The organism is Methanobrevibacter sp., from assembly GCF_017468685.1.
Classification (GTDB): Archaea; Methanobacteriota; Methanobacteria; order Methanobacteriales; family Methanobacteriaceae; genus Methanocatella.
Map to the genome: position 1 here is coordinate 1 of NZ_JAFUHT010000019.1, position 13,214 is coordinate 13,214.

General features: G+C 30.3%; 9 protein-coding genes. 2 read left to right on the top strand and 7 right to left on the bottom strand.

What is annotated here, in order from left to right:
- Nucleotides 1-88 precede the first annotated feature (88 nt).
- The 7 genes from IJ258_RS02730 to IJ258_RS02760 all read right to left on the bottom strand — a co-directional run bounded on the left by IJ258_RS02730 (nucleotide 89) and on the right by IJ258_RS02760 (nucleotide 4,704).
- Nucleotides 89-277, bottom strand: coding sequence for a hypothetical protein (locus IJ258_RS02730; protein ID WP_292802525.1), 189 nt, complete (start codon nucleotides 275-277; stop codon nucleotides 89-91).
- A 373-nt stretch (nucleotides 278-650) separates the two neighbouring features.
- Nucleotides 651-1,043, bottom strand: a complete 393-nt coding sequence (locus tag IJ258_RS02735; RefSeq protein WP_292802528.1) for a type II toxin-antitoxin system VapC family toxin — start codon at nucleotides 1,041-1,043, stop codon at nucleotides 651-653.
- Nucleotides 1,044-1,045: 2 nt separating this feature from the next.
- Nucleotides 1,046-1,324, bottom strand: a complete 279-nt coding sequence (locus tag IJ258_RS02740) for a hypothetical protein (RefSeq protein WP_292802531.1) — start codon at nucleotides 1,322-1,324, stop codon at nucleotides 1,046-1,048.
- 177 nt (nucleotides 1,325-1,501) lie between these two features.
- Nucleotides 1,502-2,137, bottom strand: coding sequence for a 4'-phosphopantetheinyl transferase superfamily protein (locus IJ258_RS02745; protein ID WP_292802534.1), 636 nt, complete (start codon nucleotides 2,135-2,137; stop codon nucleotides 1,502-1,504).
- A complete protein-coding gene (locus IJ258_RS02750; protein ID WP_292802537.1) occupies nucleotides 2,130-4,031 on the bottom strand; it encodes a PP2C family protein-serine/threonine phosphatase in 1,902 nt (633 codons plus the stop codon). The genes IJ258_RS02745 and IJ258_RS02750 overlap by 8 nt, the downstream gene beginning before the upstream one ends.
- The gene (locus IJ258_RS02755; protein WP_292802540.1) at nucleotides 4,031-4,408 is read right to left on the bottom strand and encodes an ATP-binding protein; all 378 of its coding nucleotides are present in this window, start codon (nucleotides 4,406-4,408) and stop codon (nucleotides 4,031-4,033) included. The genes IJ258_RS02750 and IJ258_RS02755 overlap by 1 nt, the downstream gene beginning before the upstream one ends.
- Complete coding sequence (locus IJ258_RS02760) at nucleotides 4,405-4,704, bottom strand: STAS domain-containing protein (protein WP_292802543.1); 300 nt, start codon at nucleotides 4,702-4,704, stop codon at nucleotides 4,405-4,407. Before IJ258_RS02760 ends, IJ258_RS02755 begins: the two co-directional genes overlap by 4 nt.
- 84 nt (nucleotides 4,705-4,788) lie before the next feature.
- Between IJ258_RS02760 and IJ258_RS02765 the strand changes: the two genes are divergently transcribed.
- A complete protein-coding gene (locus IJ258_RS02765) occupies nucleotides 4,789-12,609 on the top strand; it encodes a non-ribosomal peptide synthetase (RefSeq protein WP_292802546.1) in 7,821 nt (2,606 codons plus the stop codon).
- 12 nt (nucleotides 12,610-12,621) lie between these two features.
- A partial coding sequence (locus IJ258_RS02770) for an MATE family efflux transporter (RefSeq protein WP_292802549.1) occupies nucleotides 12,622-13,214 on the top strand: 593 nt, incomplete at its 3' end.

The window sequence follows — 13,214 nt, forward strand, 5'->3', positions numbered from 1 at the left end:
AAATCACTTCATAATGTTAAAAAAATGTAATGAAGTGAGATTTCAAGTGTAAATCTCCTCACGAAATCCCACTAATTCCATACTCAGATTAAAATCTTTTTACAAAAATCCAATCAAAAAATTGAATTATTGGACGGACTCTTTCTATGAATTTTTCCACCAATTCTGGAGGCACAGTGTTGCTGATTAGCAAGTCATTTTTATGCGCAATAATGCAATAATTTATAAAGTCTTCAAAACAAAGTATATCTGTAGGTTTGTGTTTATTTGTTCTCATATTATATAATATAAACCTACAACCTTATAAAACTTATTAAAACAAATAATTTTAACAATAAAAATCTAAATAGGTCCCTATAATTTAATAGCCTGATATTCATATAACTGGGAGTAAAATACTAATTTTAATAAATGCTTTAATTATTTTAAAACTTTAACCAAGAATATAACAATTGTTATACTATTATGCGTTTTAATTAAAGCAACACTACCATTTAATTGAAATTTGATTGAAGTAATTTATCCCAATTCAAAAATAAAAATAGTTCTATTATTTAAATTTAAATTGAAAAATAATTAAAGAGTTATTGATAAAATAAAATAAAATTAATCAGTTGAATTTTTTACAATAACTTTTTCCCAATTCTTTTTTATAAATAGATTCTTCTTATTCCATTGATTTTATCAAAGTCTGAATCAAATGATACAACAACAGAAACATTATTATCCATCATTGTTTTTAAAATTGTACAGTCAGAATAGTTAACACTAAGATTATAATATTTAAATAAGTTAAAACTTTCATTATAATCTTCACTGGTAAGAAAAACCACTTTATCCAAGCTTAGTAAAGTATCCAATATTTCATCCAATTCTATTCTATGGTTGTTCTTTTTTAGGCTATTGAGTACTTCCACCAGTACAGTGTTATTTATTAGTTTTCTTTCTTTGTCTATGATTGGCCTTAGTTGATGTGCTTGTTCGTGATAGTCATCATTATCAATCATCAATCCAATCAGGTATGTGCTATCTAAAAATATCATATTTATCTGTAACTACTTTTCTTTAATTCTACACTGTTAGTTGGTACTTCTGAGTGTGATACCCCATCTAATTTCTCTAAGTTTTTATCTCCTTCAGGTTTATCAAAAGACAACATTGCTTCAATATCACTAATGCTCATTACATTAGTTGGAGTGTCATCCTCTTTAAGACCTTTTAGAATGTACTTATTTGCCAAATCCAATTGTGTAATTCCTGTTTCAACACTTTTCAATTTCAACAATTGTTTAATATCCTCATTTATCCTAATTGTTGTTGCCATCCAAATCACTTCCAAAAATTCATTGTATATTTGTATACTAATATATTTTTATAATAATATATTAATCTTTTGGAAAACATACTTCTGATAGATGCAAAATAATATACTTTTAATCATTGGTTCCTTATAATGCAAGATTAATCCCAATTGTTAAAAAATAGTTATTCTTTTTAATTTTTAAGGGTATAAATCACCAATATTGTACTTAACAGAGAATTTTGTATTATATTTAGAGCAAAGCCCCAATTTATAATCATTAATATCAAATAAGTTAAATTTCAAATTGTTTTTATCATTTTTAAGTTTAATCTCATCATTAATCAGTATTTCAAAGCTGTCTAATTTTAGGTGAAATCCCAATCCGGTGTATTTCATATAGCTTTCCTTCAAAACCCAGTAATTGAAAAATTCATCTGAAGGACATTTGGAGTTCATGATATTTTCATATTCTGAATTATAGAAATAATGTTTAGCTATGTTTAAATCAATTGTAGGATCATTATATTCAACATCAACACCAACTTCCATATCAGATATTGCACATGCAACAATTTTACCTGAATGACTTAAATTGAAATGGATATTGTCATTGTTAGATAGACATGCCTTACCAAATTTTCCTATTTCGAAAGCAGGTTGTGTTATATTCTCTTCACTCAATAATTTTTTCAAAAGTAAATACGCACCACAACTAAGCTTTTTATCCTTATCAAATCTAAAATTATCCACTTTTACTTTACGAATTTTAGGCAATAAATTATAAGATTTACTTAAATTTAAATCACTAACATCAACATAAGCTAACTTAATCATCTTTAATCATCAAATACATTAAGGTCATATCATCAAATTGTTCTTGACCGCCAATAAACTTATCAATATCTTCAAGCAATGGTTTGATTGGATCTTTATCATTTTTATAAATATTGAAGAAATCAATTAACCTTTTTTCACCATACATTTCATTATATTTATTATTGGCATCAGTTATTCCATCAGTGTATGCAACAAGTTCACTATCCAAAATGATTTCCTCTTTTTCAAATTTAAAATCATCCATTATTCCCAAAACAAGCCCCTCATTCACTTTTAAAAATTCAAATGAGTTATCATGTTTGATTAATGGAGGGTTATGTCCTGCATTGGCAAATGTCAATTTATGAGTATTTTTATTATAAATTCCCAGCCATAATGTGATGAACATTGCTTCAGAATTGTTTTCACATAACTGATTGTTAAGCGAATACAAAATCTTTGAAGGATTTTTTTCATGCATGAGAAGCTGTTTGATCATGACTTGTGTGATTGTTGCAAGCAATGCTGCGGGAACGCCTTTGCCTGACGCATCTCCAATAACAATAGCCAAATTGTCCCCATCAAATTCATAATAATCAAAGAAGTCTCCACCAACTTCTTTTGCAGGATGGGAATATCCATTAACAATGAAATATTCATTATCAATTGGTTCTAATGGAAGATTTGACTGTTGGATTTTAGTTGCAATATCAAGCTCCGCTTTAATGCGCTCCTTTTCACCTTCAATTTTTTGAATATTTTCAATGTAATAATTATTATGACTGATTAAGTCAAAATAACTTCTGGCTAAAACTCCAATCTCATCATCATTACCCATATATTCAGAATAAATGTTAATCAAACCTTCTGACTCAATTTTCTGATTTTCTTTTACAAAATTTTTAATTTTAGAAAATTTAGTAATAGGTTCAATAACTTTATTTTCAACATATCTCAAAACAGAAAGTGAAGGAATTAAAAATACCAGCAATAAACCATCTGTTACCAATAACATTGATATAACCACATCTTCAGCAGTACCTGACAGATAAACATCTGCAAACTTGATTAAAACGGAATCTGATGAAATGGCTAAACCAATTATAGTGAGAATTAAAATGATTATTAAAAAACGATTCATAATACTTTCTGGGATTGAGTTTGAATCAACTTCAGAAACATCAGAAGTGAAAGGTTTTGTTAAATAAGCAAATAACAATACAACAAGAACAACCAATTCAACAAGCACAATTGCATTTGTTAAATTAAAAATACAATCTATAATTAATATTATCACAGTGAAAAGAATTATTGAGCATCCTAAAATATGATATATTTTTTCATGTTCTTGTTTATTGGATTTTTCAGGAACTTCGAAAAAGTTGAAATGTTTAGATAACCAGATCCCAATTATACCAAACATAAATGATGAATTGATAAAATTGACAAAATAGCTAACTCCAATCTTAGAAACGATAGGTATATTATTAGGATAAATTAGATAAACTAACTTTGCATGTGATATTGCATATAATGCTGCACAAAAAAGAATAATCATAATAAATAAAAGAACATGAGTTGTATTGTCTAATCTTGGTTTTGTAATTTTAACCTTATTGTCGAAGTTATTGTACCATAATTTATATGCCAAATAAGATACACCAAAACCGACAACTGCTGAAGATATGGCTATTGATACAGTATATCCTCTAACCAAATCGCATAAAAAATTTCCGGCAACTGCTCCTATAGCCCCATATGGTCCAAGTAATAATCCTGAAATTAACAATATTCCAACATGAGGGGAGTATCCTCCACCAAAGTTTTTGCCGAATGTCAAATAATAAACTCCCAAATTGAAGATTACCATTATAACAAAAGGTATTAATATCTTTTTTATCTTGTCATTCATTATTCCACAATTTTAATTATTTTTAAATGGTTTTCACCATTAACATACTCATATGAAATTTCATCAGACAGTTCTTTTGTAATATGAATTCCCAAACCTCCCACTTCTGCATCATCGATGTTGTTGGGAAGATTCACATCTTCCTTTAAAAGAGGATTAAATTCAATTCCATTGTCAATGAATTCCATTTTTAATGTTTTATCTGTATAATCCACATTGACTTGAATAAAATCAGAATGAGAATAGTTAACAATATTCACAAAGACTTCTTCAACTATCAAATCAACTTGAAAGTCTTCTTTTAAAATGATGCTATGAATAAATTCATTTAATTGATATAAATTATCAATATTAGGAGTTATTTTCAAGAAACTCATTCTATCTTCAATATCTTATCGAATCCAGACATCCTAAATATTTCTTTAATTGCATCATTGACATTTTTAATAACCATAGGAATGTCTTCACTTTTAAGTTTTTTCTGTGTAGCAATCAATACGCGCAATCCTGCACTGGAAATATACTCCAAAGCAGAAAAATCTAAAATTAAAGAGTTGAAATTACCAAATTCATCATTAATTTCTTTTTCCAAATCCTGTGAAGTGATTGTATCTACACGGCCTTCAACAGCCAAAACTAATTCTTTATCATCATATTCTTTTATAATATTCATATTAATCCCAATTTTTCATTTATTTTTTATTAATTTTAAATATTGTGTTGAATAAACATTTATATAATATAAGTGGTGAATTTTATGGAATTTTTTAATTTATCTTCATCTCAAAAGATGTTATTGTTTTCAGAGATAAATAATCCTCATAATGATTCATTTTATCTGAAATTTAGAAAAAATTATTCAAAAACCGATTTTGAATATGTAAAAAAGGCTATTGAACTAATATCTCAAAAATATTTAAATCTACAAATTAAATATGATACAAACGGTGATTTTAAACAATATTATAATGAAAATGATTCTGTTAATGTAGAATCATTTGAAATATCTGAAATGGATTTGAATGGATTTATTGAAGAGTATTTGAAAAATCCATTTGATGGAATTTTTGACTCACCATTGTATAGATGGGCAGTTCTGAAAACTGAAAACACAACAGTTCTCATTGGTGTTGTTCAGCACATATTGCTTGATGGAACTTCATTGTTTTCAATAATTCCACAGGAAATCGATAAAGTGATTGATTGCATTAAAAACAATGAAAAATATATTCCAATTGATTATTCCTATGAAACATATGTTGAAAAGGAATTGGAATATTTAAACTCCTCTGAAGCCAACGCCGATAAGAAATACTGGTTAAATACATTGAAAAATTATAATTCTGACTGGTATACTTTTGATAATTCGCAACTTGGATTTTTGGAAGTCAAGTTAACCGAAATTCCGCAATTCAATTATTCACCATTCATCACTGCATTAGCACTTAACTTCTTATACTTTGCCAAATCCAAAAGAGACAACTTGTTATTCAGAGATTTGGTAATGAACACTTCAGTTCATGGAAGATACTTTGGCCAAGATAATGCCTTAGGAATGTTTGTAAATACCATTCCATTAAGATTAGAATATGATGAAGAATTAACTTTTGAAGAATTGCTTGCCTATTCGAAATCTGTTCTAAAAGAAGGTTTGGCTCATGCAAAACTGCAATTCAGCGAATATACAACAGATTTAAGAAATCAGAATATTGATCCTGATTGCATTTCAATGGTTTCAATTGTGTCCAATTCAACAGATTATGATTCAAAATTCCTGACTTTACAAAAAGACATAAAATTTCCACTACACTTTAGAATAAACAAAAATTACTCAGATAAAAATGGATTACAATCAATATTTATAGAATATAATAAATCCTGTTTTAATAAAGTGGAAATTCAGGAAATTGCGAATGGAATTCAGGATTTAGCAAAACAGGTTATGAAAGATTCATCCATAAAATGCAAGGATTATAATGTTGATATTGTTGACTTTTTCAAGGCAGAAAACTACTATAACAACTTAATCAACTCTTTTGATAATCCAACCACAATTTCACCTGATGTTAATGGTGATAAAATAAATTATGTATCAATATCCAAGACAATAGATGTTGAAAATCTAAAGCAACTGTCTGGTAAATTTAATTTATCAAAAGAGAAGATATTGCTTGCAACATTCTTATTTAACTTAACCAAATTTGCTTTTTCGAAAGATATTCTGATATCTTATAATAAATTAGCTTGCGGATACCATTTAAATACTGATTTAAGCGTCAATGAATATCTAAATGATTTCACCGGTCAATTTAGAGAATATCATGGATATCCATTATTAAATAATCATAAGTTGGATTTTTCAAGTGAAATATTATTCTACACTGATGACTATGCTGAAAAAGACTATAAATTCGTATTCAACTTTGAAAGTGGAAAAATCCACATTAGCTATGATGAATCATTTTATTCCAAAGAACTAATGGAATCATTCTTAAATGGAATTAATGTATTGTTGTCAAAATTCAATTCTTCTGATAAATTACTGAAAAATATTTCCATTCGTGAAGAGATTGAGTTGGATGAGGATTTTGAAATCAAACTTGCCAATGAAGGAATAATCACAGACATGTTTGAAAATATAACTTCAGAAAATCCAGATAAAACTATCCTTATTGCTGAAGATGGCGAGCTAACATATGATGAATTAAATAAAAAAGCTAATAGAATTGCCAATGGATTAATCAAGCGTGGAGTAAACATTGAAGATAGAATAATGTTTATGATGAGAAGAAACAGCGATTTGATAGCGACTGTTTTAGGTATTGTTAAGGCAGGTGCGGCTTTCATACCGATTGATCCAAATTATCCAAAAAACAGAATCAACCAGATATTGGAAGACAGTGACTCCAAATTTGTCATTACCAGTTCACAAATCGAATATGATGGAGAAAATAGAATTGATGTTAATGAATTGCTTTTAGAAGAAGATGATTCCAATCCCAAAGTTGATTTAACATCAGATAATCTATGTTTCTTAATATACACTTCAGGTTCAACTGGAAAACCAAAAGGAGTGATGATTACTCACAGAGGAATCTCAAACTATATTGCAAATGTAAAAGAGAATGTTCCAATTTATGAACTACACAACAAATGCAATAAATTCATTTCAATTTCCACTGTATCATTTATTGTATTCTTAAGAGAAATATTCGGTACAATATTAAATGGACTGCCTGTTGTATTTGCCAATGATGAACAGGCTATTGATCCGTTGGAACTGGTGCAGTTATTCAGAGATACTGATGCAGAAGGTTTCGGATCAACACCAACAAGATTACTGGAATACCTGCAGCTTGAAGAAATTCAAAACGTTGTCGGCAGATGCAAAGTCATTATTGTAGGTGGAGAAGGATTCCCACCAGTATTATATGACAGATTATCAAAATACACAGATGCAGATATCTACAATTCTTACGGACCAACAGAAGTGACAATAGCATCACATTACAAACTGATGAACAGTCCTGAAGTCACCGCAGGCTGGCCTATGCTTAATGTAGTTGATAAAATCATGGACATTGATGGAAATCAACTGCCTGCATACGTACATGGTGAAATCTATGTAGGTGGAGCAGGAATCGCAAGAGGCTATCTAAACAACCCCGAACAAACGGAAAAAGTGTTCATGACATTGAATAATATTCCATATTACAATACTGGAGATTTAGGTAAAAAAGATGATTCAGGTGAGTTATATGTTCTTGGAAGAAATGATACTCAAATCAAGCTCAGAGGTTTAAGAATTGAACTGTCTGAAATTGAAGGAGCAATCGCAAATTATGAAAATATAACTCTTTCCAAAGTGGTAGTTAAAAAAATCAATTCAGTAGAACATTTATGCGCTTATTTCACAGCCACAATCGATATTAATATTAATGATTTAAAACAACATTTGATTGATTCAATTCCCGAATATATGGTGCCTTCATATTTCACACAAATGGAGGAATTCCCAAAAACACCAAACGGAAAAACAGACTTTAAAAACTTGCCAGATCCAATAATTGATAATGATGATTTCATCAATCCAAGAAATGAAATTGAAACAGAGATATATGAAATTGTGTCAGAAATTTTGGGTATTGATGAATTTGGTGTTAATACTGACCTATTCAGCATAGGATTGACTTCACTGTCAGTCATACAATTGACTTCTTCAATTTACAATAAGCTAAACGCTCAATTGAATGTTACTGAAATTTTAAACTATAAAACCATAGAAAAAATTGCATCAGAAATTAAAATCGATGCCTCTGAAAATGATGAAGTTCAGGAGCTATATCCATTAACTTCAAATCAGCTAGGAGTTTACTTTGACTGTATTAAAAATCCGGAAAGTCTAGCATACAACCTTCCGAAAAAAATCCAATTTACAAATGCAATTGATGCAAGTAAACTTAAATCATCCATTGCCAATGTAATCAATAATCATCCATACCTAAAAACAAGAATAATCATGGAAAACGGAGAGGTTTATCAGCAAAGAAGAGACCATTTGAAAGTTGATGATTTAATTAAAATTGTCGATGAAATCAATCTGAATGACTTCATAAAACCATTTAATCTTGAAGAAGGTCCATTATTCAGATTTAAAATAGTTGGCGATTCAATGCTGCTGGCTGACTTCCACCATATCATTGTAGATGGAACCTCCTTGAACATTCTTTTTGATGAAATCGCAAAGGAATATGATGGAAAAGACTATGACACAGAAGAAATCAATGGTTTTGATTATGCTTTAAGTGAAGAAAAGGTTAAGGAGTCTTCATTATATGAAGAATCCAAATTATTCTTCTACAATAAAATTAAAGAGTTCGATGAAGCGACATTGATGACTCCGGATTTGAGTGGTGATGAAAATAAAGGAAAAGCATTAGAAAAAACAATATTTATACAAAAAGATAATATTGATGAATTCTGCGCCAAACAATCAATTACTCAAAACAATCTGTTTTTAGCAGCATCCTCATTTGTTTTATCAAAATTCGTCTATGATAAAAAATTGTTAATAGCAACAATTACAAACGGAAGATTTGAGTTCAACCAACAAAAAACATTAGCCATGATGGTTAAAACTCTCCCATTAGCTTTAAATTTAAATTCTGAATTATCATTGGATGAATTCTTTAGTTATGTTAATAAAGAATGGCTGGAAGTATTGACTCATTCATCCTATCCTCTGACAAAGATTTCAGATGAGTATGGATTCACTCCGGACTTTTTATATGCTTTCCACGGCAAAATAATTGAAGATTTAAAAATCAACGGAGAAAAGGTTGCAAGGCAATCTCTAGAAGAGGACAACCTTAAATTCAAATTAAATCTAAACATTGTAGAAGAAAATGATGAATATAAAGTTTTCATCAGATACAATGATCAATTGTATTCAGATGTGTTGATTCAAACATTTTTAGATAGTCTTTCTATTGTCATTGATAAATTCATTGATTTAAATCAAAAAACTCAACTTAAAGATATCTCAATAATTAAACAGAACCAAATATCCAAGGAAGACCTTGAATTTGTAGAATTGGATGAGTACAGGTTAAATAAGATATTTGAAAAGCAGGTTGACCTTTATCCTGATGATATTGCGATATATGCAGAGGATGGAAATTTCACGTTCTCCGAGTTAAACGAACGTGCAAATAGAATAGCCAATGCTTTGATTAAGAAAGGCGTCGGTGCTGAAGACAAGGTAATGTTTATCTTAAAAAGGAACAGTAATGTTTTTGCATCAATATTCGGTATTCTAAAGTCAGGTGCGGCATTCATACCAATCGATTCAGATTATCCGAAAGACAGAATCGAGCACGTATTGACAGACAGCGATTCAAAATTCATCATTGTTGATGATATCATTAATATAAAAAACATTGATTTAACCGATTATGAAGAAAATATCATTCCATTAGATGATTTGCTTAAAGAGAGTAATGTTTCCAATCCGGATCCTGAATTAAAAGCAGATAATCTTGCATATATCATTTATACTTCAGGTTCAACAGGACTTCCTAAAGGCGTAATGCTGGAACATAAAAACCTTGCAAACTTTGTCTATCCGGATCCTAAAAACATTTACACATACGACCTTGCAACAAATGGAAAAGCTGAAAATTATAAGGCATTGTCAATTTCAACGGTGGCATTTGACATGCTGCTTCAGGAAACAATGACTGCAATGTTAAACGGCATTCCAATTGTATTTGCTAATGATGATGAATATAAAAATCCAATAACATTATGCGATTTAATAAACAGGACTCAAGCAAACGTTTACAGTGGTACTCCTTCCAGATTGCTGCAATATCTCGAACTAGATGATTTAAATGAAGCATTCTCCAAATTCAAAATATTTGCTGTAGGGGGCGAAGGATTCCCTGCACAGTTATTGGAAGCACTGAAAGATATTGATGCTAAAGTGTATAATATTTACGGACCTACTGAAACAACTGTATGCTGTAACAATCGTCTGATTGAAGATGGTGAACTTAAAATAGGTAAACCTTTATTCAATGTATATGAATCTATTATGGATTTGGATGCTAATCCATTACCTCCTAATGTGATGGGTGAGTTGTATATTGCAGGATTAGGTGTTTCTAGAGCATACTTGAACCGTCCGGAAAATAATGCAAAAGCATACACTGAAATTAATGGCATCCGATTCTATAAATCTGGAGATTATGCTAAACTGCATGAAGATGGGGACATTTCCATTTATGGACGTTTGGACAATCAGATTAAACTCAGGGGATTGAGAATAGAGATTGGTGAGATAGAATCCATAATGTCTGATTTTGAACCGATTAATTCATTGGCAGTTGTTGTAAGAAAAATCAAGGATAATGATCATTTATGCGCATATTTCACAGTTAATGATGAATATAAAGTTGAAAATTTAGGTCCTAATGAGTTTTCATTTGATATTGAAGAATTAAAGTCACTGCTTAGTGAAAAATTGACTTATTACATGGTTCCTACAGTTTATATGGAATTGGATGAAATGCCTCAGACATTAAACGGAAAAACTGATTTGAAGAATCTGCCTGAACCTGAATTGATTACTGAATATATTGCTCCTGAAAATGAGGTTGAAGCGTTCTTTGCAAATACATTTGCAGAGGTTTTAGGTCTGGATGAAGTTAGTGTTGAAGATAATTTCTTTGAAATTGGAGGCACTTCACTGCTCGTAACTAAAATTACTATGGCTGCTTTAAACCGTAATTATGAATTGAGTTATGGGGATTTCTTTAAAAATCCAACTCCAAGAATGCTTTCAGAATTCATTTTGGAAAATGAAGGTGGTGACTCTGCAAAAACAAGCAAATATGATTATTCCAAAATCAATAACTTATTGAAGAAAAATAATTTGGAATCCATGATTAATGGAAAATTAGATGAAGATTTAGGAAATGTTTTATTGACTGGTGCTACAGGATTTTTAGGTATTCATGTTTTAAAGGAACTTCTGGAATCTGAATCAGAAATGGTTTACTGCTTTGTAAGGTCAAGAGGTGATTTGTCTGGTTATGATAGATTGAAATCATTATTCTTCTATTACTTTGCAGATGATTTCAATGAAAAATTGTTCGATGAAAGATTGGAAGTAGTTGAAGGAGATATCACTGACTTCAAATACTTTGAAGAAATCATTTCATTTAATATCGATACTATCATCAACTGTGCTGCTAATGTAAAACACTTTTCATCCGGAACAGACATTGAAGATATTAACCTTGGTGGAGTGGTGAATGGATTGAAGTTTGCCCGTATGAAAAATGCCAAATATGTGCAGGTTTCAACATACAGTGTCGCAGGTGAAAGCATTGACAACTTCCCACCATTGGATGTCAACTATACTGAACAGGATTTGTATATTGGTCAGGGAATTGACAACCAGTATATTGACAGTAAGTTTTTAGCTGAAAGGGCCGTGCTTGAAGCTGCTGTTGAAGATGATTTGGATGTTAAGATTATGAGGGTTGGTAATTTGATGGCCAGAAGTTCAGACAGTGAATTCCAAATTAATTTCGAGTCCAATGGATTTATCAATCGTTTAAAGGCATTTGTTACTATGGGCTGTATGCCGTATGAAATGTTGTCCAATAATGTGGAATTCAGCCAGATTGATATGACTGCCAAATCCATTGTGGCATTGTCCAAAACACCAAAAGAGTGCATTGTCTTCCATGCTTATAATTCCCATGTCATATCTTTTGCTGATATTGTTGAGATTATCAGACCTTTAGGTTTAATTATAAAACCGTGTGAAAATGATGAATATGAGAATGCTTTAAAAGAGGCATTGGCAGATAAAACCAAACAAGAGGGTGTTTCTGGATTGATTACTTCTGTCGGTTCTGGAAAAACCAAAAAACAATGGGTTCCAGTTGAAAACAAATATACTACCCAAGTATTGTATCGTTTAGGTCTTAACTGGCCATTAATTTCAGAAGAGTATATTTACAATTTTGTTAAATATTTGGATGAACTTGATTTCTTTGGTAATTAGAGGGTTTTAGCAATGTATGAGAGAAATTATGATTTATTGAAAAGTAAGTTTGGTGAGTTTTTCCTGCCAACTTTATTTACTTCCATGGCTGGAAATATTTGTCTGTTTGTTGATTCTTTGATTGTGAGTTTTTTGATTGGATCATCAAACCTTTCTGCAATTCAGTTGGTTGCTCCGGTAATTACATTCGTTAATTTAATTTACTGGATGATTGGATTGGGCGGCAGTGTGTTGTGTTCTGTTTCAAAAGCTGAATTCAATGATGATAAAAGCAATAGTTACTTTTCGGTTTCGATTATTTCTCTTTTAGCTATTGGAATTCTGATTACTATTGTGGGACTGTTATTTTCTGGCAGTATTGTGCAATTTCTGTGTTCCTCACAGCCGGAATTGAGTCCTTTAGTTAGTCAATATTTTGTGATGATAATTTTAGGAATGCCTTTTTTATGTTATATGATGAGTTTATCTTATTTCATTCGTGCTGATGGAATTCCTAATTTACCTTTTAGGGCAATTCTTCTTGCAAATATTGTTAACATATGCTGTGATGTATTATATATGGGTGTCTTTAAAATTGGATTGGGTGGTGCTGCATTAGCTACTAC